General features: G+C 56.1%; 19 protein-coding genes. 15 read left to right on the top strand and 4 right to left on the bottom strand.

The annotated features are described in order from the left end of the window. Window positions 1-226: 226 nt before the first annotated feature. The 3 genes from ACSQ3G_RS29600 to ACSQ3G_RS29590 all read right to left on the bottom strand — a co-directional run bounded on the left by ACSQ3G_RS29600 (window position 227) and on the right by ACSQ3G_RS29590 (window position 2,821). On the bottom strand, window positions 227-1,096 hold the full coding sequence (locus ACSQ3G_RS29600) for an aldose epimerase family protein (protein ID WP_436112837.1): 870 nt from the start codon (window positions 1,094-1,096) through the stop codon (window positions 227-229). A 60-nt stretch (window positions 1,097-1,156) separates the two neighbouring features. Continuing rightward, complete coding sequence (locus ACSQ3G_RS29595; RefSeq protein ID WP_436113229.1) at window positions 1,157-2,023, bottom strand: NAD-dependent epimerase/dehydratase family protein; 867 nt, start codon at window positions 2,021-2,023, stop codon at window positions 1,157-1,159. Between the two features lie 75 nt (window positions 2,024-2,098). Further along, window positions 2,099-2,821: a FadR/GntR family transcriptional regulator gene (locus ACSQ3G_RS29590; protein ID WP_436112836.1), complete on the bottom strand. Its 723-nt coding sequence runs from the start codon at window positions 2,819-2,821 to the stop codon at window positions 2,099-2,101. Window positions 2,822-3,321: 500 nt separating this feature from the next. On the opposite strand from ACSQ3G_RS29590, the gene ACSQ3G_RS29585 reads away from it, so the two are divergent. The 13 genes from ACSQ3G_RS29585 to ACSQ3G_RS29525 all read left to right on the top strand — a co-directional run bounded on the left by ACSQ3G_RS29585 (window position 3,322) and on the right by ACSQ3G_RS29525 (window position 17,725). After that, window positions 3,322-4,551, top strand: a complete 1,230-nt coding sequence (locus ACSQ3G_RS29585; RefSeq protein ID WP_436112835.1) for a mandelate racemase/muconate lactonizing enzyme family protein — start codon at window positions 3,322-3,324, stop codon at window positions 4,549-4,551. Window positions 4,552-4,699: 148 nt separating this feature from the next. Then, window positions 4,700-5,602 carry an SMP-30/gluconolactonase/LRE family protein gene (locus ACSQ3G_RS29580; RefSeq protein WP_436112834.1) on the top strand — a complete coding sequence of 301 codons (903 nt, stop codon included), beginning with the start codon at window positions 4,700-4,702 and terminating at the stop codon, window positions 5,600-5,602. 154 nt (window positions 5,603-5,756) lie between these two features. Further along, a complete protein-coding gene (locus tag ACSQ3G_RS29575; protein WP_436112833.1) occupies window positions 5,757-6,785 on the top strand; it encodes a D-2-hydroxyacid dehydrogenase in 1,029 nt (342 codons plus the stop codon). Between the two features lie 60 nt (window positions 6,786-6,845). Beyond that, window positions 6,846-8,387 carry an ABC transporter substrate-binding protein gene (locus ACSQ3G_RS29570; RefSeq protein WP_436112832.1) on the top strand — a complete coding sequence of 514 codons (1,542 nt, stop codon included), beginning with the start codon at window positions 6,846-6,848 and terminating at the stop codon, window positions 8,385-8,387. Between the two features lie 62 nt (window positions 8,388-8,449). Continuing rightward, the gene (locus ACSQ3G_RS29565) at window positions 8,450-9,367 is read left to right on the top strand and encodes an ABC transporter permease (RefSeq protein ID WP_436112831.1); all 918 of its coding nucleotides are present in this window, start codon (window positions 8,450-8,452) and stop codon (window positions 9,365-9,367) included. An 82-nt stretch (window positions 9,368-9,449) separates the two neighbouring features. Then, window positions 9,450-10,322, top strand: coding sequence for an ABC transporter permease (locus tag ACSQ3G_RS29560; protein WP_436112830.1), 873 nt, complete (start codon window positions 9,450-9,452; stop codon window positions 10,320-10,322). Continuing rightward, window positions 10,319-11,203 (top strand): ABC transporter ATP-binding protein, encoded by an 885-nt coding sequence (locus ACSQ3G_RS29555; RefSeq protein ID WP_436112829.1) that lies wholly within the window; start codon window positions 10,319-10,321, stop codon window positions 11,201-11,203. The genes ACSQ3G_RS29560 and ACSQ3G_RS29555 overlap by 4 nt, the downstream gene beginning before the upstream one ends. A gap of 12 nt (window positions 11,204-11,215) precedes the next feature. Beyond that, window positions 11,216-12,031 (top strand): ATP-binding cassette domain-containing protein, encoded by an 816-nt coding sequence (locus ACSQ3G_RS29550; RefSeq protein ID WP_436112828.1) that lies wholly within the window; start codon window positions 11,216-11,218, stop codon window positions 12,029-12,031. Between the two features lie 427 nt (window positions 12,032-12,458). Further along, the gene (locus ACSQ3G_RS29545) at window positions 12,459-13,367 is read left to right on the top strand and encodes a LysR family transcriptional regulator (RefSeq protein WP_436112827.1); all 909 of its coding nucleotides are present in this window, start codon (window positions 12,459-12,461) and stop codon (window positions 13,365-13,367) included. A gap of 135 nt (window positions 13,368-13,502) precedes the next feature. Next, window positions 13,503-13,955, top strand: a complete 453-nt coding sequence (locus tag ACSQ3G_RS29540) for a (2Fe-2S)-binding protein (protein WP_436112826.1) — start codon at window positions 13,503-13,505, stop codon at window positions 13,953-13,955. A 13-nt stretch (window positions 13,956-13,968) separates the two neighbouring features. Continuing rightward, window positions 13,969-16,131 carry a xanthine dehydrogenase family protein molybdopterin-binding subunit gene (locus ACSQ3G_RS29535; protein WP_436112825.1) on the top strand — a complete coding sequence of 721 codons (2,163 nt, stop codon included), beginning with the start codon at window positions 13,969-13,971 and terminating at the stop codon, window positions 16,129-16,131. Between the two features lie 4 nt (window positions 16,132-16,135). Continuing rightward, complete coding sequence (locus ACSQ3G_RS29530; protein ID WP_436112824.1) at window positions 16,136-16,510, top strand: c-type cytochrome; 375 nt, start codon at window positions 16,136-16,138, stop codon at window positions 16,508-16,510. A 213-nt stretch (window positions 16,511-16,723) separates the two neighbouring features. After that, window positions 16,724-17,725 (top strand): XdhC family protein, encoded by a 1,002-nt coding sequence (locus ACSQ3G_RS29525; RefSeq protein ID WP_436112823.1) that lies wholly within the window; start codon window positions 16,724-16,726, stop codon window positions 17,723-17,725. Between the two features lie 301 nt (window positions 17,726-18,026). Here ACSQ3G_RS29525 and ACSQ3G_RS29520 read toward each other — a convergent pair whose 3' ends face one another. Then, entirely contained in the window at window positions 18,027-19,499 is a 1,473-nt protein-coding gene (locus ACSQ3G_RS29520) for an aldehyde dehydrogenase family protein (RefSeq protein WP_436112822.1), read from the bottom strand. Between the two features lie 991 nt (window positions 19,500-20,490). On the opposite strand from ACSQ3G_RS29520, the gene ACSQ3G_RS29515 reads away from it, so the two are divergent. Continuing rightward, window positions 20,491-21,318, top strand: coding sequence for a MoaF C-terminal domain-containing protein (locus ACSQ3G_RS29515; protein ID WP_436112821.1), 828 nt, complete (start codon window positions 20,491-20,493; stop codon window positions 21,316-21,318). A gap of 124 nt (window positions 21,319-21,442) precedes the next feature. Continuing rightward, the gene (locus ACSQ3G_RS29510; protein WP_436112820.1) at window positions 21,443-22,486 is read left to right on the top strand and encodes an ABC transporter substrate-binding protein; all 1,044 of its coding nucleotides are present in this window, start codon (window positions 21,443-21,445) and stop codon (window positions 22,484-22,486) included. The last annotated feature ends 431 nt before the right edge of the window (window positions 22,487-22,917 follow it).

The raw sequence follows: 22,917 nt of genomic DNA, 5'->3' as shown, positions 1-22,917 counted from the left end.
CGATCCGACACCGGAGCGCCTGACGGCGCGATCCCTGACGAATCAGTTCGAGGTGCCGTGCCGCAACCCGAAGATGGCACTCCATTTAGCGTGAGACAGTTTTCGAGTTCGTAATCCAGATGCCTCCCGGTTTCAAATCCAGCGCCGGGGCGACGTGACGCTCAGTTTGTCTCTAGCGCCATTAACGGAAGTTTCCAGAACTAGGATTTAGGCAGAGTCACGTGGACTACGCGTTCGATGCTTCCTTCCCCTTAATCAAGATCGATAGTCGTTCACCCATCTTTTCTCCTGGTTCTAAAATCAGCAACCCGGCGGCCGCGTGATCGTGCGAGGGAAGAGACAATGCACCGGCTAGATGAGAAACGGGCTCAAGACAGGCGTAACCTGCCGTGCGATGAAAGACGAGATAGTCGAGCGATGGACCGCTTGAAAGTGTCGTGATCTTGTCGCCAGCAACGATTGTCGCCTGTGACCACTCTGAGAGGTGGTTGGTTATGGCTTCATGCGCGAGCGGAACTCGAGTCATTTGCCGGGGTTGCTCAAGGATAGGAAGATCCCCGGTTGGGGGCACCCACAGCTTCGCAGCATCACACAGAATAGTGTCGTCCAGAGAAGCGACAAAGTAAGGATGCCAGCCGATCCCCGCTGGGAAGGAACTTGGCGACCGATTTGTGAGCGTAAGCTCGACATCTAGCCGCTCCTCGCTAATCGCGAAACGCTGCGAAGCGTGAAAGTCGAACGGCCAATCTTGATCTGCCGTATAATCCAACTCCATTGTCAGCGCATGAGGTGACTTTTGTTCAACCCGCCAGCGTCGCCTTTGCCCTGGGCCGTGCATGGCGTCCGGGTATCGATTTGGATTGCGTTCAAGTTCGAACCGCCGTCCGTCATGGGTAAGAATCGCACCAGTCAGCCGCCCATGGTATGGAAAAAGCGGAAAGGCGCCGGCCTTCGGCCAATCAAGGGGATCGAATGGCCCCTCGGCCATTGGTACCACAACCTCTCCGTATTCCCGGTGCGATAGGCGGGTCAGCCGCCCTCCGCTCTCAGGACTGAAAAAGGCCTCGAAAGGACCGCTTTTGATCATCACGCTCATCAAGAGAGATCCTGCGAGGAGCAAGGCAGAGTTCGCCTCCTTCGCCCGCAAAAGTGTGTATCAGGTCTGGTTTTGCTCCGAGCCGCTCGGCCGGCTGTGGGTGCCCCCTACCGACCGGCGTGTGCGAACGGTACCGTCATGGTCGATCGAACAGAAGCGGCCGCCTTGGAATTTTCCAGCAATGTGCGAGTTCTGCGGCGAGGATGACTGAATATTGGCTGACTGGGTGAAATCGCTTCCACGGTCGAGGGGACGATATCCAAGTTCATAGGCTCGGGCATTGTCCCACCACTCATATGGGGTTTGCGAAACGCCGTACACCGCGGTGCAATCGATGCCTGGTTCTTCAAGACCGATGACAACAAGCTGGGCGAGATCGCGGGCGCTGATCCAGGTTGCGCGGCTCCGGTCATCACTTCGCGGATCTTCTGGATCGATCGATGCATTGGCGATCCTGATTATGAAGCTCTCGATACCAAATTTTTCAAAATAGAGACCGGCCTCAAGCTCGTTCCAGCACTTTCCCAGAGCATAGAAGCTATCAGGCCGCATTGGCCCATCGGGCGAGACTATTTGATCCCTGGGGTAGAATCCGGTCACGTGGTTGCTTGAACCAAGGATGATCCGCGATATCCCTAGACGTCTAGCGGCCTCGTAAACGTTGTGCGTTCCCAGCACGTTGACGCGGATAATTTCCTCTATTGGCCTTTCGCCAGGAAAGCCCGCCAAATGAATAATGGCTTCGACTCCCTGTAGAGCGTCCGTGGTGGAGGCCTGATCGCAGATATCCAATTGGGACCAGCTTTCGTTTTCACTCAGGGCACCTGGATCGACTAGGTCGAGTATGCGGAGTGACCGAACTCTGCCTCGAAGGGCGTGGCGTAGCCGCTGGCCGACCCTTCCCGATCCGCCGATCAATGCTACCATCTTGTTCGAGGAGATTATTCCTCGATCTGGCGCAGGATCTGCGTCAGATGGAATCTTGTCTCGAACCGGCATACGTCAAACTCCCTCGAACATCCGCTGACGTGCGTTCAGGATGTGCTGCTGCATCGCCCGCCCGGCGCCGCTCTGGTCACGCTGCCGGATTGCTTCGAAAATTGCATCGTGCTCCTGTTGGACGGAACGAAGCCGCTCAGGTGTTCGCATCAGACTTAGCTGACGCGTTATATTCATCCCGGTGGCGATATGGGACGCAAGTGAAACTTGGATTGATATATAGTATTGGTTGCGTGTTGCCTGCGCTACTGCCTCGTGAAACAGTCGATCTTCCTCGATGCCGACCGTCCCATTTAAGAGGCATTTTTCAAGAAGGTCGAGCGCATCTTTCATTCGTTGAAGATCTTCGTCCTGCCACTTCTCGGCAGCAAGCACGGCCGCTGCAGCTTCGTGCCCCGCCCGGAACTCAAAGCACCGCTGCACGTCCGCCAAGGACCCGACTTGCGCAAAACGGAGCACCGCCATGTCGGGTTTGCGCGTCACATATGATCCGGAGCCTTGTCGCGATACGATAACGCCATCTTCTCGAAGCCTCCCGAGAGCTTCTCTGACGACGGTTCGCGAAACTGCAAACCGATCCGACAGGTCGGTTTCTGAAGGAAGCCGGCTATTAATGATGAGATCGCCCCGCGCGATCAAGCCGACGATGCCATCGTACACAACATCGCTCAACCGGTCTGGCGATGTGCTCGCTCGAAGAGGAAAATATAGATTCGTGTCATTCATCTGTTCCACCTCAGCTTTTGGCGCCCGCGACGGCATCTCTTTTGTCCTTCATCCGCTGCACATGGGGCAGTTCCCACACTGAGGTCCGATCTTCTGATGTACCTAACACAGAACGATAAAATTCCTCACCGTGTATACGACCTTGCACAAACATTTACAACTTTGGCAGAATTATCCAGTCTCAATCTAGGGACGCCAGCAGGATCTGAAATGCCGGCTGACGCCGATGAATATGACGCCATAATGTGTCCGAATATGCCTAATCCTGTTGACTCCTGTCAATAGCTGTTATACCGATTTCAGCTTGTTGGCTGGTCAGGATACCCTCTGGCGCTCAGCGGCACCGTTTCGAGGCGTTTCATTTTGTCGATCCCAATCCCGCTGACCCACGCTTGGTCGAGAAGCCCGCGAAGCTTGGCGAGGCCCAACCGGGATGCCTGTCGGGCCAACCCCGAAATGAACGCGCACCAGCTAAGGTGCTTAAGACAAAGGGTAACAAGATGAAAATCACTGATATTAAGACCTATCTTATGCAGGTTGGTGCTCGGCCGGGCTTGCCCGGAGCGTCGCCAACCGGCGTTGCAGGTGAAGCTGATTTTCGGGGTTCACGGAACTGGTTGTTCGTAAAAATCGAAACTGATGAAGGCGTCTCTGGTATTGGGGAGTGCTCGGGTTGGCCCCGCGTGGTCCAAACGGCCGTGCTGGACTACAGGACTATTCTCCTCGGTGAGGATCCCCGTGACATCGATCGACTGTGGCACCGAATGTTCGTGGGCTCGATGGGTCATGGCATGCTTGGGACTGTCGGCGGCGGTGCATTGACCGGTATTGAGATGGCGCTTTGGGACATCAAGGGCAAGGTCCTGGGGCAGCCAATTTGGAACCTCCTCGGTGGTCGTTTCCGCGACAAGATTGGCGTTTACGGACACGCCAAGACGCCCGAGCGCGCCCGCGAGCTTCTGGATCGTGGATACAAGGCAGTAAAGGTCGGTTTCACCGGAGCCGTCGAATTCGATAAAGTTGCTGCGGTTCGCGAAGCTGTCGGCCCCAAGATCGATGTCATGGTTGATGCGCATGGTCCGTCATGGATGACTGCGCAAGATGCGATTACAGTCGGCCGCCAACTGGAGCCATTGGGTCTCCTGTTCCTGGAGGATCCGGTAGCCCCGGAAAACCTGGATGCTTTGCAACGAGTTCGCGACGCGGTGAATGTGCCGCTGGCCGCGGGCGAGCGGGTAAGCAACATATGGGGTGTTCGCCCCTATATCGAGCGCGAGCTGGTCGATGTTATACAGCCTGATACTGGTCGCGCTGGTGGCATCACACAGATGCGAAAGATGGCCGCCATGGCCGAAGCCCACTACATCAGTGTGGCCCCCCATTCTGGCTCCCTTGGTCCCGTGGCCGAGTTTGCGGCCCTGCATGTAATGGCGACAATACCAAATGCATTAATGCTTGAACGGGTTGAGATCGATTGGCCTGGCCGGTACGAGGTTGTTACGCCAGTACTCAAGGCCGTGGACGGGTTCCTCCCTGTGCCCAACGCGCCGGGCCTGGGCGTCGAACTCGTTGAAGAGGAGATCATCAAATACCCTAGTCGTCGCAATATCGGAGACATGCCCGCTGACGATGGCCGCGCGTACGAGATCGGTACAGCTTCCGAATGTGTGTATTTCCAGCCCCGGCTCCAGCGCCAAGCCCGACTGAGATTGACGAGTTCTGACACCTGATAAGCCCGATATGCGTGCCCAAGATTCAGGATCTTAAAAGCACCCATCGAAGCAAGCACGCGCTTCGGTTCCTTTTACAATGTCAGAGAGACCGTCAGGCAGATCATCGTTACCCCTTGGAGCGTCTGTGAGAGTGATAGATTCAAACGTGCGCATTGATCGTCCCGAGGTCGAGCACATCATTGACTTCCCAATAGGGGCGGGGGAGGGGCCGCTGTGGAGTGCCGACGAAGGGGCATTGTACTTCATCGATATCCGCGGGCCGGCCCTTTTTCGACTGAGCCTCGGAGATCGGCAACTAAACCATTGGCAGATGCCATCAACAATTGGCGGTTTCGGCTTATGTCTCGACGACAGGATCATTGTCGCCCTGCGAAATGGCGTGCATTTCTTCGATCCGAAGTCTGGCGAGTTTGAGTTCATTTGCCATCCGGAAAAAGATCGGCCGACCAATAGGTTAAACGATGCGAAGGTCTCCCCCGACGGCCGTTTTTTTGTCGGGAGCATGGACACCAGGAACCCGAAAGAACCGGTAGCATCTTTGTTCAGAATCGATCCTGACGGATCGGTAAATCGTGTTTTGGACGAACTCCTTGTCTCAAACGGCCTTGCTTGGTCGCCCGATGGACGAACAATGTACCACTCGGATAGTCGAGGCTGCTATGTTCAGACGTTTGACTACGACCTCGGTTCCGGTGGGATCAGCAATCGCCGGCAACTTATCCAGCTGGACGATGCTGACGGCAGGCCGGACGGCGCTGCATGTGACATCGACGGATTTTACTGGTCTGCTGGTGTCACTGCAGGATGTTTAAACCGCATCGCACCGGATGGTCGCCTTGATCGAAAGATTATTCTTCCGATTCCCGCTCCGAGCATGCCTTGCTTTGGCGGCCCCGACCTGAAGACCATGTTCGTCACTTCGCTTACCTTAGGGGACAGTCCAGGGGTCGCCGGGACGGTGATCGCCTTTCCAGTCGATGTACCGGGCGCGCCAATAGCCAAATTCGGGCTGCAGTCGAGCAGAGGACCAGAACCCCAAGCTGTGTGAAGGGGCTTCTCCCCTTACGAAAAAACTCATCCCCGGCACCGGGGGAAGTTGTTTGCACTTGCATTTTGTTGTCGAACAGATAACATCAATTTGGATGACGTGCCTTTCGCTAGGAGAATGGCCGCTTTCCAATCAATGGGAGGACTAACGAGAGATGCAACAGTCAGCGGCCGAACCTAGCTTGTCGACTCGTCGTGAGATCAAGTCTGTTCTGGCTACCGTGCCTTACAGCCCAGAAGAATTGCAGGAATTGAAAAGCGCAGTAGACGCAGCGGATTTCATTCACTGCTCGCCGACCGACGATCGCACTATCTCTCGCGCTCTACAGACGGTTGATGTCGCGATCATCGCCGGTGATTTGGACGAGCGGTTTGTTTCCGCCCCAAACCTCAAATGGGTGCATTGCGATCATTCTGGCCTTACGAAGTCAGCCCGCCCAGAGATCTTTGAAAGAGGCCTTCTGGTCACGGGCTCAGCCGGGAGATCGGCTGCAGCCCTTGCACAACATGCTTTCTATTTCGCGCTCGCGCTAACTTACGATGCCAAACAGCTCATTGCCAAGCAAGCCGAACACGCGTGGCGCGCGATTCCAGGCTATGAAGACAAGCTAGGGCTTGCAGGGAAAACCCTGGGAATCGTCGGGTACGGTCAGACTGGTGCCGAAATGGCGGCTCTCGGCAAAGCATTCCAAATGCGAGTGATTGCCTACAATCGCAGTGTTGTAACGTCGCCAACCAATGTCGATTTGATGCTGTGCACTGAACGTGGTGAAAGCATCGACGCTTTGGTCGATCAATCCGATATCATCATGTTGGCTACCCAACTTACTGATGTCACGTACCATATGTTTGGCACTGTGCAATTTTCTCGAATGAAAGACACGGCATTCATTATCAACATGGCGCGCGGTCCTGTGATCGATGAAGTTGCTTTGATCAAGGCACTTGAGGCAGGTGAGATTGCAGGGGCCGGTTTGGATGTTTTTACCAAAGAGCCTTTACCCGGCGACTCACCGTTATGGGATCAGCCGAACGTATTGGTGACGCCACATATGACGCCGGGGCTGCCCGACAAGCGGCGGCGTTCAATCAACATGATCTTGGAGAATATTCGCCGGTACCGCGACGGGAAGTCATTGCTCAACGCACTGTCGGAGAAAGACGTTTTCACGCCGAAAGCGTGAGGAGAAGGCTCATCTAAGCGCCGCGTCCGCGGTTGCCCGCTTAACATCAGGGAGGATGTAATGAAGCACGGTAAATTCTTGTCAGCAATAGGTGTCGCCAGTATCGCGGCGACCTTCACCACACTGCCGACCCTCGCAGAGACGTCGAACAAAGCCATCACCGTGGTTCTTGCGGTGGAGTTGGACTCACTCGACCCATGCGACACACAACCGGCGCAAAACGCAAACATTACCCGGGGGAACATCTTTGAATCGTTGACCCACGTAAACCCAACGCAAGGGAAGGTCGAGCCTCTCCTGGCCGAGTCGTGGAAACAGACGAGCGACCTTGTTTGGGAATTTAAACTGAAAAAGGGCGTTAAATTTCACGACGGAACTGATTTTACCGCCGCTGCCGCCGCCGCTAACATCATGCGAACGCAAGGTGGGGCGGACTACCCGGGATTGGCTTGCCTGAACAGCGGCCAAATTCCAGATCCCGTCAAAGCTGAGGCCGTTGACGACCTAACTCTACGGGTGACGACAAAGGTTTTAGATCCAATCCTTCCGCTGCGCCTCTCCTACATCGACATAGGTGATCTCGCCAGCCAAAAGAAGGCCGCAAAGGTTCTTAACCCCTCCGGTACCGGCCCTTACAAGTTCGTCAGCAGGAAGCAGGGCGAATCCGTCAAGTTAACCCGTTTTGATGGGTATTGGGGAAGTGCCCCGCAGATCAAAGACGTCACCTACATCGTCCGCAAGGAGCCGTCCGTCAGAGCCAGCATGGTTGAGACAGGAGAGGCCAACATTGCGCTCAGCATCCAAGCACAGGACGCGACCGACGACGATCGCACCGTAACCTTTAAGGACAACCGCATCTTCGTGATGCGCCCCAACACCCACAAGGAACCGTTTATCGACCCAAGAGTTCGTCAAGCTCTTTCATACGCGGTCGACCGTGACACGATTGTTCCAGCAATTCTTGGGATGACCGGAGCGCCTTACTACCAGATGCTAGGCCCCCAGGTGAACGGGTTCATTCCGGGCTACAACGAAAACGATGCGATGAAGTTCGACCCTGCCAAGGCGAAGGTGCTCATCGCAGCGGCCAAGGCAGACGGGCACCCCGTTGAGACCTCTTTCGACATCATCACGCGACCGGATATCCTTCCCGACGGCGGCGAACTGGTGCAGGCGATCGCGCAAAACCTGAAGGAAGTGGGCCTCAATGCCAACATCAAGAGCATGGAGAATACGGCTTGGCGCGAATTTTTGCGGCAGCCGTTCCCGCCGGAACAGCGCCCAACGCTCCAAATGATCTCGCACGACAATACCTCGGGCGATGCTAGCTTCAGCTATCCCAAGTATATTACGTGCAAGGGCATCAACTCCGCCATCTGTAACCCTGAGCTGGATAAATTGGTTGCGGGAGCCGAGGTCGCGGCTGGCGACAAGAGAGCAGAGCTCTACCAAGCGGCATCCAAGCTGCTTCTCAAAGAAGCCGGGATGATCGGGATTGCAGAGCAGATTCGATTGATCATGCTCGGTGAAGGCGTTCACTATCAGCCGAACCCGCTTTCTGGCCTCGAGGTGCGAATTGCGGACGTTCGCCTCGATAACTGATTACTACTGCCAAATGCGGGAGTCAGGTTGTGACCGGCTCCCGCAGCAGAGGACAATATAACATGTTGACGTTCTTAGGTCGGCGGCTCATCTCGGGGCTTGTAACGCTTCTCGGCGTGGTCGTAGTCGTCTTTTTTCTGTCCAGACTGACTGGTTCGCCAATCGATCTCTTCTTCCCGGAAGGGGCCGAACCTGCGCAGATCGAAGCTTTCAACCGCGCGTATGGCCTCGACAAGTCTCTCATCCAACAATTCTGGATATTCCTTGGCAATATCGCACAAGGCGATTTCGGTACCTCGATCTGGCAGCAGCGGCCAGCAATGGAGGCTGCCCTGACCGAGATGCCGATGACCTTACTGCTGGCAGGGTTAGCCATGACTATCTCGATCCTCGTCGCCTTGGTGCTCGGTTCTTTAGCCGCGGTTTATCGCTTTCGAACGATCGATCGCGTTATCACGATTGTTTCCCTTGTGACCAGCAGCATGCCCCACTTCTGGTTTGCTCTTGTCGGGATTCTGATATTTGCCGTTCAGCTTCGACTTCTGCCGACTTCAGGAAGCAACAGCTGGCAATCGTGGATCTTACCTTTGGCAACAGTCAGTATTGGACCGATAGGTGTCCTCACCCAAGTTGTTCGCGGTGCCATGATCGATGTGCTTTCCTCCGGATACATTCGCAACGCCAGAGCGCGGGGTTTCGGGGGACGTCGCATCGTCTACAGGCACGCGCTTCGCAATGCCGCATTGCCCATCATTTCTGTCGCCGGCGACATAGCCGCGGGTATGGTCAACGGCGCGGTTATCGTCGGCGTGGTTTTCGCATTTCCAGGTATCGGGAAATTAATCGTTGGGGCAATCCTCAACCGAGACTTCCCTGTCCTGGAAGCAAGCGTGGCAGTTATCGGGGTCTCGGTGATCATCCTGAATCTTCTGATCGACGTCATCTGCATGATCGTCGATCCGCGCATCAGGCTGGGTTGAGGGAGTAAGGATTTTGCAAACTACTGTTCCCTCAACGACTGGAAACAGGCTTTCGCGGTGGCGTACATCTCCCAAATGGCAGATGTTCGTCTCATCGCCTCTAGCAGTTGCCTCGGCATTATGGCTCTTGTTGGTGGTTGTACTGGCGTTCGCTGTCGCCCCCCTGGTTATAGATCAGGCGAACAATCAGACGATCTCCTTGCGGTTCTTCGCGCCGTTCCAGCTCAGCAAGGGCTTCTCCTTCTTTCTTGGTGCAGATAGCTTGGGTCGCCCGATCATGCTCCAACTGATCGTCGGCGCGCGCACATCAGTTCTCATCGCTGTTTTCGCGGTCGGGATTTCTTCGGCGCTAGGTTATGCAATAGGTTTGATATCGGGATTTTTTGGCGGCTGGGTCGACAATATTCTCCTTCGTATTGCCGACATCATCCACACGGTCCCATCGCTCTTGATGGCCTTGGTCGTTCTCTTTGTCCTCCAGCCGAGCATCTTCAACCTCATCATCGTATTGGGCATCACGCGCATCCCCGTATATCTTCGGACGAGCCGCACTCAAACGATGGAAATCAAAGAGCGCATGTTCGTTGAGGTTGCTCGCTCGCTCGGGGCTTCGAATTGGCGGATCATCACGCGTGAGATCGCCCCGCTGGTGCTGCCGACGGTCAGGACGCTCGCTATGCTGGAAGTCGCTGCTGTTATCCTTGCCGCGGCCAGCTTGACTTTCCTCGGAATCGGCCTGCAACGCCCTGATGTGGACTGGGGGATGATGGTCTCCGACGGAAGAGCCTATTTAAAGTCTGCATGGTTCGTCGCGGTATTTCCGGGGATCGTCATTGTACTGACCGCTCTTTCGGCAAATATTCTCTCCAACTGGCTTCGCGCTGTCGAAGATCCTGCCCAGAGCACGCTATTCTTCAGGGCTAAAAAGAAGAAAAAGGGAGTCGCCGGATCATGACATTGCTTCAGGTGTCCGATCTCCAAATAAGCTTTGAGAGCGGTTTTGGCAAAGTAGACGCTGTTCGTGGCGTATCTTTTTCAATGGAGATGGGCGATGCGATAGCCGTTGTTGGCGCAAGCGGCTCGGGCAAAACCGTTCTTGGCCGTTCATTGTTGGGACTGGTTGATACCCCTGGTGTCGTCCGTGGGAGCATATTGTTCAACGGCTCCCAAATCGTCGGCCGCAATGAGAAGCAACTGAAGAAGGTTCGTGGGTTGGGGATTGGGATGGTGTTCCAAGATGCCTTGGACGGCCTAAACCCGGTCTATACGATCGGTTCTCAATTGAGCGAAATATTCATGGTTCGTTTGGCAATGCATCGCACCCAAGCAAGGGCAGAGGCGATCCGACTGATGGAGCTAGTTGGCATCCGAAACGCGGAAGAACGATTTGACGACTATCCTCATCAATTTTCTGGAGGTATGCGACAGCGTATCTGCATAGCGATGGCGATCGGTATGAAACCGAAAATCCTGATCGCGGATGAACCGACCACAGCTCTGGATGTGACAGTGCAGGCGGGCATTCTGAACCTCATCAAGGAGCTTCAAGCCGAAACGGGCATGGGCCTTATCTTTGTCACCCACGATTTGGCCGTTGCGCGACTGATTTCAAAAAGGCTGATCGTGATGTATGCAGGCCAGATCGTCGAAGAAGGCGATACCGAGGAGGTTTTCCAGAGGCCTCAGCACCCGTACACGCAGGCTCTTTTGAAAGCGCACCCGGCCCGCGCGCGGTCGTGGCGCCAACTTGAACCGATTCCGGATGCGTTCGTCACAGATCCCTCATCTGGTGGTGGGATGCCACACTCTGTCCCTCAGGTCACTCTGAGCCAATAGGGAAGCTTTTCGATGAATGGTAATAGGCAAGCCGCAATTAGTGCACCCCTGCTCCACGTCAGGGACCTCCGGAAGACTTTCGGGGGGCTAGGCAGATCTCCTGGAGGGATTGTCGCTGTCAACAACATCAGCTTCACTCTCGAGGCAGGCGAGTGCATGGCAATTGTGGGTGAATCCGGCTCTGGCAAATCTACCTTGGCCCGAACCCTTCTTAGGCTCGTCGACGCAGACAGCGGTGCCGTTCTCTATCAGGGGAACGACATCCTGCGTTTTTCAAATGCCGACATGCAGCGGCAACGCCGCTTTATGCAAATGGTTTTCCAGGATCCATACGGCTCGTTACATCCCCGCAGGACAGTTGCCGAACTGATCTCAGAGCCTTGGCAGATACATAGTGGCGTCGTTAACAGGGCTGAGCGGCCGGCTCGCATTCAAGAGCTCCTCACTGAAGTTAATCTGCCGCACCATTTTGCATCTTACTATCCAAACCAACTTTCTGGCGGACAGCGGCAACGAGTGGCCATCGCGCGTGCACTTGCTCTCGAGCCCAAAATTCTCATTCTCGACGAGCCGGTTTCCGCTTTGGATGTGTCCGTGCAGGCCCAGGTTATCAAGGTGCTGATGACACTCCAGGAGCGGCGCGCTCTCGCATATATCTTCATCTCTCATGATCTACCACTGGTCCGACTTGTGGCAACCAAAGTCGCGGTGATGAACAAGGGGACGTTTGTCGAGACTGGCGACACAGCCACCGTGTTTGAAAACCCCCGGCATGAGTACACCAAATCCTTGCTTGCGTCTTCGCCATCCGCGTTGGAAACACACTAGCGTTTCTCATGGGGTGCCCATCCTCAATGCGGTGAGTTTCTGCGCGGAATATGGGGGCTGACACATTCTTCATGATGTGTTGGATTCCACTGGGCTGGTTTCTGAAGGAGAAGCTGCGCGGCGCGAAACCATTTTTGGCTTTCCAATCTGATCCCGGCCGTTTACCTGGAGGCATTGCATCACAGACCCGACGTGATCGTCGTCGTCGCATATCACCGGTCCAGAGATCGTAGGTGTCCGATGCGGTACGACCTCCCATCGTGCTCAGGGTCGCTATCTTGGAATGATTGCCGGCCTGTCGTGTGCGGGTCGAAGGATCGAATTGCGGACGAAACGTTTAAAATTTTCGCCGCTGTCGAACAACATTAAATAGACAGTTGATTTTCTGCTCTACGGTACTCTGAGTGCGTCTGCGTGGAGAAATGAAATGAGTCGGCAAAACACTTTCGATGGATTGCCCGAGTTCCTAGCGATTGCAAAGCAGCAGAGCATTCGAAAGGCCGCTCTCGATCTCGAGGTGACACCGGGTGCGATCAGCCAAGCGCTGCAAAAGCTGGAGCGGCGTTTAGGCGCTCCGCTTTTTCACCGCACGACGCGCCGGATCTCTTTGACGGAAGCGGGGGTGACCCTGCTTGAGAAAATTTCCCCAGCGGCGCTACTCATCGAGACGAGTTTGGGGGAGACATCCCAGTCATCACGCGAGCCGTCGGGAACGTTGAAGCTCATCGTCGAGCGACTTGCGCTGTCCCACGTCATAGAACCGATACTTCCCGCCTTTTGCGAAGCTTGGCCGAATGTGAAAGTCGATGTAACGGTCAGCAATACGCATCGGGATTTCGTTGCTGGGGGTTACGACGCGGGCATTCTCATCGGATCGTATATAGCCAAGGAGATGATCGCGGTGAGACTCTCGCCGCCCTTCAAATGGGCGGTGTTCGGGTCGCCTGACTACTTCCGGAAATATGGGCGTCCTCAAGCCCCGGGGGATCTCATAAAACACAAATGCATTCGATTTCGGCGGCCGGCCAAAGGCGACATCTACCGCTGGGAGTTTCTTGAGGACGGGCAAAATATCAGTATCGAACCCAATGGTCCCTTGACGGTGAATGACGGCAAACTCATGCAGAATCTCGCTGTGCGCGGCCTGGGGCTCATCTATTCCTCGACGTTTCACGCATCGCGAAAAGTTATAGCAGGCCAACTTGAGCCCGTTCTGCTCGACTACTCACCGGGGACGGACGGATTGTTCCTGTACTTTACCAAAACCACGCAAAATCAGCCAAAGCTGCGTGCCTTCATTGACATCTGTTCCGAGCTTAGACGTTCATTGATCTGACCGCGACTGGGGATCGAGGTCTGCCACAGGGATTGTTTAGCTCAGCTATACACTAAGTGCAGCAATACCCCATTTATCTCTGCCACTAATCTGGCCATCTTCTGCCGAGCAAACGGCCACAGCTGGAGCAGACGCATGGCACATTCGGTCCAAATCAACGGCCGCACCCACTCAGTTGACGTAGAAGGCGACACCCCACTCCTATGGGTGCTTCGCGACGTACTTGGAATGACTGGTACGAAGTTTGGCTGCGGGCAAGCCCTTTGCGGAGCCTGTACGGTCCATCTCGATGGCGTGCCAACGCGATCTTGCGTCACCCCTGTGGACAGCGTCGGAGGAAGCCAGATCACGACGATCGAAGCGTTGCATACCATCGCCCATGGGAAGGCGCTTCAAGATGCATGGATTGAGCTTGAAGTCGCTCAATGCGGCTACTGTCAGTCAGGGCAGCTGATGTCAGCCGCCGCGTTGCTGAACGAAACGCCAAAACCGGTCGACGAAGACATCGACAACGCGATGTCAGGGAACGTCTGTCGCTGCGGGACCTACCAACGCATTCGTGCCGCCATCAAACGCGCAAGTGCGTAAGGGAGAGAAAATCATGTCGAACGATAGTCTCGGCCCACAACTGAACCGGCGCCATTTCCTGAAGGCCAGCATTGGCGTCGGCGGGGGACTCGTCGTCAACCTGGCGTTCGGGCCCGACCTTTCGATCGCCGCCACCAGTGTCTTCGCTCCCAATGCGTTCATTCGCATTGACCGGAAGGGCCTTGTCACGCTCGTAATGCCGCAAGTGGAGATGGGCCAGGGAATCTATACGGCTCAAGCAATGCTGCTCGCCGAAGAACTGGAAGTGGCACTTGATGGTGTCAAGCTCGAACACGCGCCCGTTAACGAGGCTCTCTACGCTCATCCAATGCTGGGGCGTCAGATGACAGGCGGCTCCACCTCAATCCGTGCGTTCTGGACGCCCCTGCGAAAGGCCGGTGCGACAGCCAGAACGCTGCTCATTCAGGCTGCAGCCAAGAAGTGGAATGTAGATCCCGGGGCGTGCCGCGCCGAAGACGGCTTCATTTTCGACGAGGCCAGAAAGCGGAGGCTGCCCTACGGCGAGTTAGTCGATATTGCCGCGTCGCTTCCCATGCCTTCACCCGAAACCGTAACCCTCAAATCCCCCAGCGAGTTCAAACTCCTTGGAACGTCCGCGAAGCGCCTGGACACACCTGACAAGGTCAATGGCGCCCTCAAATATGGTATCGACGCATCACCATCCGGCACCAGGATTGCGGCGATCGCCGTATCCCCAGTTCTCGGCGGGAAGCCAAAATCAGTTAATGAAAAGGCTGCGTTGGCGATCAAGGGGGTACGCCAAGTCGTGCTGACGGACAGCGCGGTGGCAGTCGTGGCGGATCATACAGGAGCGGCCAAAAAGGGCCTGGAGGCAGCCGCCATCGAGTGGGATGACGGCCCAAACGCAAAAGTGTCCAGTGCCGACATCACACGGCAATTAGACGAGGAGTCGCGCAAGCCAGGGGCCGTCGCACGGAGCGAAGGCGACGTGATCAATGCGTTGGCAACAGCCGCGCAGCGGATCGACGCAGTTTACCAATTGCCTTTCCTTTCCCACGCCGCAATGGAACCGATGAACTGTACCGTTCACGTGCGAGAGGATGCATGTGAACTCTGGGTCGGAACTCAGAGCCTTTCCGCAGCCAAACAAGCTGCCGCAACAGTTACCGGCCTCGCGCCGGAGAAGATCATCATCAACAACTATATAGTCGGCGGCGCATTTGGCCGCCGCCTCGAAGTCGATGGTATCGTCCATGCTCTCAAAGTGGCGATGCAGGTCGAGGGCCCCGTCAAGGTTATCTGGAGCCGCGAGGAAGATATTCAGCATGGTTACTACCGGCCATACTACCACGACCGTATGTCGGGGGGGCTTGATGCCAATGGAAACCCTGTCGCCTGGATGCATCGTATCTCTGGATCATCGATTTTCGCTCGTATTGCGCCGCGCGCCATGCAAAACGGCGTGGATCCCGATGGTGTAGAAGGTGCAGCCCGTCCCCCATACCAGCTTCCGGCGATACAAGTCGAGTTCAAGCAGGTCGAGCCGCAAGGCGTGCTGACAAGCTGGTGGCGTGGTGTCGGGCCATCGCACAACGTGTTCGTGGTCGAGAGTTTCATTGATGAACTCGCTGATGCTGCGAAGGCCGATCCGGTTGAGTACCGGAAGCGATTGCTCGCGGAGAATCCTCGTGCGTTGAACGTGTTAAAACTTGCCGCGGAAAAGGCTGGGTGGGGTAAGCCATTACCGTCCAGGGAGGGCCGCGGCGTCGCCGTGCAGTTCGCGTTCGGCACGTATCTCGCGATGATTGCCGAAGCCAAGGTTGGAACAGACGGTTCTGTCCGGGTGACACGTATCGTTACGGCAGTCGACTGCGGGATGACTGTGAATCCCGATACGATTGCGGCCCAAATGGAAGGTGGCGCTCTTTACGGCCTAACCGCGGCTCTCTATGGCGCGATCACGTTCAAGAACGGCCGTGTCGAACAGAGCAATTTCGACACTTACCTGCCGCTTCGCATCGAAGAGGCACCCCACGTTGAAACTCACATAGTTGCGAGCGCCGAGCCACCCGGCGGGATAGGGGAAGCAGCAACGTCAGCGGTCTTTCCTGCTGTCACCAATGCGATCTTTTCTGCAACAGGCAAGCGCGTGCGAACGCTGCCGGTCAATACCGAATACCTCAAGGAGGGCTAAGCTGATGCAAACCTTCCGCATCCTCACCATATTGTCGGCGGTTTGGATCACCTCTCCTACATCTGCTTCGGCAGACGGGGACGCGGTCCGCGGCAAGCAACTTTTCAATCGATGTACAGCTTGCCACTCAATCGACAGGCAGAATAAAACCGGACCCGCTTTGAATGGCGTGTTCGGTCGGAAAGCCGGAGGGTTTGAAGGTTTTCGCTATTCCGATGCCATCATGGGTTCGAACGTAGTATGGACCGATGAAGCACTCGAGACCTACTTGTCGGGTCCACCCAAGATGTTAAAGGGCACACGCATGACCACAAGTGTCGCGAAACCTGGCGACCGTGCAGACATTATCGCGTACCTCAAAACTTTGACGATCCGCTGAACGAATATAACGCCAAGGATACGGCACTCGAAGCGATCGGAGCTTCCTGGTGAATAGTATCGTGCACTGTTCATTGCCGGTGCGCAGGTGTGGTGTCCAGCCATTTGCGAATGACGAGGGCTGATAATTCATTGCGGTCCTGACCTTTTTAGCTGCGTTCAGACCAACTCCTAAACGGCGGGTCGCGCCTTCCTGTGTTCAAAGGTATCCCCAATGTTCATGACCGATACCGCGGCGATCTACCCAGACTGGCCGATGTTTGGAATTCGCGAGAACGTCCTGCAATTCGCTCTGGCGCATTTGATTGCTGGTGCTGATGTTGCGATTGCCACACTCATCCACACCGATGGAGGCTCGCCACGTCCGCCGGGAACGCAGATGGCTTTTACCGACGACAACATGACCGGGTTCCTTTCGCGAGGATGCATAGAGGCCGACGTTGCTCTTCACGCGAAGGCTACCCTTCTTGACGGAGAGCCGCGCAAGTTGATCTATGGTCGGGGGAGCCAATTTGGCGATGCTTCCGTCACTATTGCGATCGAACGGATGCGGCCCACCGATCCGGTTGCTGAAAATCTCATGAACATGGCCGCGAGGCGAGAGGATATAATCTTGATATCCGACGGCGAGGAGCGGATCGCGGCGTCACGTCCTCACGATTTCGGTCCCAGATGGCTCAAATTCGCTGAGCAAGCTTTTTCCTCACCGCGAGCCGGAGGCCAGATCGATGCTGTGCATTATTGGGTGCGCTATCGCCCTCAGGTAAGGCTTTTCATCATAGGGTCTGATCCGACTGCCCTTGCGATCGCTCAACTCGGGAAAGAAGCGGAGTTCGAAATCATCTTCGTCCGACCCCTCGGACCGTCTCTACCACCCCCTGTCGCACCCCAGGTCTATCGCCCCACGCAGCCGGGGAAGGTTTTCGAAGAATTTGGCCTGGATCGTCGCGCTGCCGTCGTTTTCGCCAATCATGACTTTAAATCTAATAGAGAGAACATTGCCCAAGCGCTGCGGTCTCAAGTGGGTTATGTTGGGATGATCGGTGCAAAGCGGCAGCGGCCGCTGAAAGTCGACTGGTTGAAACAAGACGGCTTGAATGACCTTGATATCGCAAAGTTTAGATCGCCCATCGGGATCTCGGTTGGCAAATCAAGTCCATTTGCAATCGCCATCTCGGTTATTGCTGAGATTGTTTGCCTGATGAGCCAATGCTGAAGGCCCACGATGGCATCGTATACTCGATCGTTGGACGTAGCTGACGGAATTCAATATAGCTCCATCTCGATCGTGTTGCTGTGCGCCGGCAAGGTGGCCTGCAACAGCAGGATGTCAACAGTATTCGCCGTAATAGGTCATCGTCGATCTGAGATAGAAGCAGCGTTTGATCGATTTAACGTCGGCATCCAATCCTAGATTTGCTTCTGGGATGGCGAGTTTGATTATCGCTCGGTTGGACCGAGCTGTTTATTAGCGATATTCGCCCGTATTTTACTCTGCGATTAGTCTATCACGGCCGTCAACTGACAATCGACACGGTTTTTTCGGTTGTGTTTGCAAGCAGACCCGACCGGCCGAGTTCCTCGCCGATACCGCTGGTTTTGCGGCCGAGCCACGGCAAGGCCGGATGCGGCGGCCCCCAAGCATTGACCCAAACCGAGCCCGAGCGGAGCTTCCGAATATAGTGATTGGCCGTTGCCAGATCGCGCGTCCAGACTACCGACGTCAGTCCATAGTCGGTCTCATTGGCAAGGTGAAGTGCTTCGTCGTCGTCGGCGAAGGGGATGATGGTGCCGACGGGGCCGAAAATCTCCTCCCGCGCGATCGTCATGTCGTTGCTGCCGCTGAAGATCGTCGGCCTGAAAAAAAATCCGGGGCGATCTAGCCGCGTGCCGCCGGTGAGAAGCGTCGCGCCTTCCGATTGACCCTTCGCCACATAACCGCTCACGCGCTCCAGCTGCCGCGCACTGATCAGCGAGCCCATCTGGGTGTCGGACGCGAACGGGTCACCCACCACGATGGACGCTGCTGCGGCGACCAGCCGTTCGGTGAATTCGCCGACGACGGATCGATGAACGAACAGGCGGCTACCGGAGGCACAGGTCTGCCCTTGGTTGGCGAAAAAGGAAATGGCCGCGCCCCCTATCGCCATCTCGAGATCGGCGTCTGCGCGGACGATCTGGGGCGATTTGCCGCCCAGTTCAAGAGCTACTTTCTTTAACGATTGCCCGGCGATGGCTGCGATCCGCCGCCCGACCTCCGGGCTCCCCGTAAACGAGATCTTGTCGATGCCAGGATGCCTGACGAGCGCATCGCCGGCGATAGCGCCTGTCCCGGTAACCAGGTTGACGACACCGCCCGGGAAGCCGGCTTCCTCGATCAGCTCGATCAGGCGTATGGTAGAAAGAGAGGCATCTTCAGCAGGCTTGATGATCACCGTGTTGCCGACGGCGAGCGCGGCTGCCAGCTTCCACGACGCGATCATGGTGGGGGCGTTCCACGGGGTTATCGCAGCCACCACGCCGATCGGCTGGCGGAGCGTGTACGAATAGCGCGAGCGTCCATTGAAGTCTGGCAGGTCGAAGGTTTGTCCGGTGATCTTATCCGCCCAGCCAGCAAAGTGCCGGAAGGTATCGGCTGCGAGCGGTATTTCGATCTGAAACGGCTCGAAAAAAGGCCGCCCGATATCGGCAGCCTCGAGATAGGCGAGATGTTCGCGGTTCGCCTCGATTAGGTCTGCGAGCCGCCAGAGCAGCTTGCATCGGTCCGTGCCGGAAAGGCGCGACCATTCTCCGCTGTCGAACTGGTTGCGCGCCGCATTAACGGCGGCTCCAACATCCGCCGCAGTCGCCAGGCTAAGCATGCCGAGCGGCTGCTCTGTGCTCGGATTGATGGCGACTAGCGTGGCCCCATCGGACGATGGCTCCCATCTACCTCCTATGTAGAGCTCGCCGCGTGGAATGCGCCTGGCTGCTTCGTTTCGCTCGCTCATGATGTACTCTCTCCCTGCGGGGCCCTATCCGCTGAGTGCTTGGTTTCGTTAACCGAGGTACCGGTGGCGCCGACAAGCACCTGGCTTATCGCTCGGATTTCCGGATCCCAGCCGGCCCCTCGCCTCGGCTCGCTGCCCCTGCTGCACTTTGAAGTGCCTGATAGGTAGCCGCTCCAGCCGGGTAGGTTATCTGGTGGATTCTTCCGAAGGCCAGCGAACAACCTTGTCTCCGAAGCTATAGGAGACCGGCGGCCGGCGGTTGAAATACAGGACATGTGTGGTACCCACCCGCGACATTGTCGCGTCCAGCCTGGGGCGCGGCGCCGCAGAAAAGCTCATCCGGAATGACCGAGTTAGGCCGCTTATTTTCTCTGCGATCTGACTCATCCCCAAGTCTTTCCTTATGTGGTTTCTCAGTCGGCGGCCATTCTCCAGGTGTCTCTCTCCGTACGCAGTTACGGCGGTCGATAATCGGACATCCTTCGGTCGATAGTCGACACAATATGGGGACTGTTTGGATTGGTCAAGCCAATCGATGACAAACTTGTCACTTTGCCGAGTCCAGATGTTTGCGCAACCTGGGAGAGCGGAGTTTTGTCTTTATATATTTGTTATATAAGGATAATTTCTGAGGCAGTGGCGCCCGGCAAATAACCTTCCGACCTCGCTTGACGCACGGACGCGCCTCCTGTAGCGTCAAATAACGGACACATTGGTTCGATTATCGTGCATGATGAGATGCGATATTTGAAAGGGAATGGAGATGTTGGCGTCGCAATTCGCGAGACGGTGCGTCAAAATATACGCCGAGGTCAACGGATGCGACTGACCGATCATTCGAATTGGGGCCTGATGAAAGTCTGGCGCGCGTGGACGCCCGGAAAGGCCTTTGATGGGCTTGGCCACGATCAGAAATGCTCTTCATCTCAACCTCAACAAGCGCTGAGGTGCCTTCGGATTAGACACAGGGGTTAACAAGAGGAGAAAAGTCATGCAAAAAAAAGAAGCCGCAAAAGCAAGCTGGCCGCAGATTGGAGACATTCTGCAGAACCATTCCGGCGGAAGGCAGGATCCAACGGATGAACTCATCGACAAACACATTGCACTTACTCTCGCCGCCGGTTCGACTCTCGATCTGACCTTCCGCAGCGGGGCGATCCTGTCTTGGCGCGATAGCGGTGATGGCGGGCATGCTTCGCAGCCCTACCAAGCCTTTCTCGTACGCCCGGGGCAATACTTCGTAGACTATGTCCGGGTGGACGATGACTCCCAGTCGGTTAGCCTCTGGTTGGATCTCTCACTCGGAAAGGCGATGGTCATCAAAGGATCGGTCGTCAATCGGGAGGCCGATGGAGAAAATCTTGTATCACGCGTGGAAAAGACAGGGTCGCAGAGTGTCCCAACCATTACTTACCAGTCAGCGTCGATAAATGGCGCGCCGCTGCCGACTTTTGCCAGAACGTCCCGTCTTTCCGGCAAGTATTTGCGTTTCGTTTACAGCGACACACACGTTTACGACCATTTCTACATCAACGACAAGTTCTACTTCTGGTACTGCTGGCATGGTCCTGACGCCGGCATCGGTGACTATGACGAGGCCGACTATTTCGAACTCGACGACGATCTGTACCTGATGTGCTGGCGCGAAAAGTTCGTGCCGTGCCTGGCCGTGACGGTGGAGGACCATCGCGCGATGCGAACCATCGGCAAAGTCTACGGCGCGGATTCCCATACGTGGAAAACCGGCAACAGCACGGTTGGCGCAGCCATTAGTGTCATCACTGATATTCCGGCAGCTGCCCTTCCGCAAACGTTCTGAATGGCCCCTTAGCTGCGATGAGGCTGAAGAGGGCAATACGCAACTGAGCGGATCTATTACGACGAAGCGCTACCGAATCTACAACAACGGGGAAGCGCTCTAACCGGAGCAAGGGAGAACTGAAATGCTGAACAAACTAACTTTCACAATCTTCTCGAGTGCATTTCTCGCGGCGTCCGTCGCAGCGCATGCGCGCGACTTGACGGTCGTGTCTGCCGGCGGCATCTTTCAGGATGCGCAGCGGCAGGTCTACTTCGACCCGTTTCGCAAGCAAGCTGACATTCCGCTTGCGGAAGACAGTTGGGACGGCGGAATCGGCGTCCTACGCTCGAAGGTCGGTTCCGGCGACGCAAACAACTGGGATGTCGTTGAGGTAGAGTCCGAGGAGGAAGCGCTCGGCTGCGAGGAAGGCCTATTCGAAACCATGGACCCTGCTCTCATCGGCGGCCTCGACCGTTACATACCCGGGTCGGTGACCGAATGCGGTGTTCCGGCCAACATCTTCAGCATCGTGCTCGCTTATGACGGCGCATCCATCAAGGCCGGACCGAAGACCTGGGCGGATGTGTTCGACACAACCAAGTTTCCGGGCAAGCGCGCGTTCCGCAGCGGCCCGAAAATGAACCTTGAATTCGCGCTGATAGCCGATGGCGTTGCGCCGTCGGAGGTCTACAAGGTTCTGTCGACGCCGGCGGGCGTGGACCGTGCCTTCGCTAAGCTTGACACCATCAAGAAGGATATCGTCTGGTGGACCGCCGGCAATCAGCCGATGCAGCTTCTCGGCTCGGGCGAAGTTGCCATGACTACGTCCTACAACGGTCGCATAGGCGCCGCAAATCGCGACAACAAGCGCGATTTCCGCATCATGTGGGCCGGCAACATTCTCAATGTCGACAGTTGGGTCATCTTGAAGGGTACGCCCAACAAGGACCAGGCCACCAAACTCGTCGAATTCCTCGGCCGTCCGGACAGGCAAGTGGAATGGCCGGCGAAGCTTGGCTACGGCGTCGGCAGTATTGAGGCGCAGCAAAAGCTTCCAGCGGTTCTCGCGGCCACTCTACCGACCGCGCCAGAACACTTGGCGGTGGGCTTGAAGCTCGATGCCAACTACTGGATTGACAACATCGACGCGCTCAACACTCGCTTTGCGACGTGGGCGGCCCAATAGGTCATACAGGCAGGTTGCGGATCGCTCGGGTCCGCTGCCTTCCTGACTGGCGTGTCACATTTTTTTCTCTTCTTCCAGTACAGTCGCTTAGACTGCCACCATGCGCCGTCTTTAGGCATGTTTCAGCTTCCACCCCCGGTGGATGTGCGGCTTTCGGATTGACGGGACAACGATTCCGGCAAGTCCCGAACAGTCGTTTCGCTAAATAGCGAGCAGTCTCGCGGGATCGTCTTTCGTTCGCCTGGTTGATTCATTGGCTATTGATTTCGGCGTTTCGCGCTTCGATCACTGCGCAACGGGGAATTCAGCGGTGTTCAGAGTAGATTTCCGGCAGTAGCGCTCTTCGAGATTTGCAGGAGATCGAGCCGCTGCTGATCGCTGAGCGTGAGTTCCCGGGTGATAGAGGGTTATCAAGTGAACACGCGCGAACT

The organism is Neorhizobium tomejilense (assembly GCF_964254135.1).
Lineage (GTDB): Bacteria > Pseudomonadota > Alphaproteobacteria > Rhizobiales > Rhizobiaceae > Neorhizobium > Neorhizobium tomejilense.
Note: the sequence above shows the minus strand (reverse complement) of the source record. Positions and strands in the feature narration are given on the sequence as shown.

Coding starts and splice junctions, on each gene's coding strand:
- ACSQ3G_RS29545 (WP_436112827.1), top strand. CDS start 12,459: ATGAGTCGGCAAAACACTTTCGATGGATTGCCCGAGTTCCTAGCGATT.
- ACSQ3G_RS29565 (WP_436112831.1), top strand. CDS start 8,450: ATGTTGACGTTCTTAGGTCGGCGGCTCATCTCGGGGCTTGTAACGCTT.
- ACSQ3G_RS29570 (WP_436112832.1), top strand. CDS start 6,846: ATGAAGCACGGTAAATTCTTGTCAGCAATAGGTGTCGCCAGTATCGCG.
- ACSQ3G_RS29560 (WP_436112830.1), top strand. CDS start 9,450: ATGTTCGTCTCATCGCCTCTAGCAGTTGCCTCGGCATTATGGCTCTTG.
- ACSQ3G_RS29540 (WP_436112826.1), top strand. CDS start 13,503: ATGGCACATTCGGTCCAAATCAACGGCCGCACCCACTCAGTTGACGTA.
- ACSQ3G_RS29535 (WP_436112825.1), top strand. CDS start 13,969: ATGTCGAACGATAGTCTCGGCCCACAACTGAACCGGCGCCATTTCCTG.
- ACSQ3G_RS29595 (WP_436113229.1), bottom strand. CDS start 2,023: ATGGTAGCATTGATCGGCGGATCGGGAAGGGTCGGCCAGCGGCTACGC.
- ACSQ3G_RS29585 (WP_436112835.1), top strand. CDS start 3,322: ATGAAAATCACTGATATTAAGACCTATCTTATGCAGGTTGGTGCTCGG.
- ACSQ3G_RS29590 (WP_436112836.1), bottom strand. CDS start 2,821: ATGAATGACACGAATCTATATTTTCCTCTTCGAGCGAGCACATCGCCA.
- ACSQ3G_RS29550 (WP_436112828.1), top strand. CDS start 11,216: ATGAATGGTAATAGGCAAGCCGCAATTAGTGCACCCCTGCTCCACGTC.
- ACSQ3G_RS29575 (WP_436112833.1), top strand. CDS start 5,757: ATGCAACAGTCAGCGGCCGAACCTAGCTTGTCGACTCGTCGTGAGATC.
- ACSQ3G_RS29530 (WP_436112824.1), top strand. CDS start 16,136: ATGCAAACCTTCCGCATCCTCACCATATTGTCGGCGGTTTGGATCACC.
- ACSQ3G_RS29520 (WP_436112822.1), bottom strand. CDS start 19,499: ATGAGCGAGCGAAACGAAGCAGCCAGGCGCATTCCACGCGGCGAGCTC.
- ACSQ3G_RS29515 (WP_436112821.1), top strand. CDS start 20,491: ATGCAAAAAAAAGAAGCCGCAAAAGCAAGCTGGCCGCAGATTGGAGAC.
- ACSQ3G_RS29510 (WP_436112820.1), top strand. CDS start 21,443: ATGCTGAACAAACTAACTTTCACAATCTTCTCGAGTGCATTTCTCGCG.
- ACSQ3G_RS29555 (WP_436112829.1), top strand. CDS start 10,319: ATGACATTGCTTCAGGTGTCCGATCTCCAAATAAGCTTTGAGAGCGGT.
- ACSQ3G_RS29525 (WP_436112823.1), top strand. CDS start 16,724: ATGTTCATGACCGATACCGCGGCGATCTACCCAGACTGGCCGATGTTT.
- ACSQ3G_RS29600 (WP_436112837.1), bottom strand. CDS start 1,096: ATGAGCGTGATGATCAAAAGCGGTCCTTTCGAGGCCTTTTTCAGTCCT.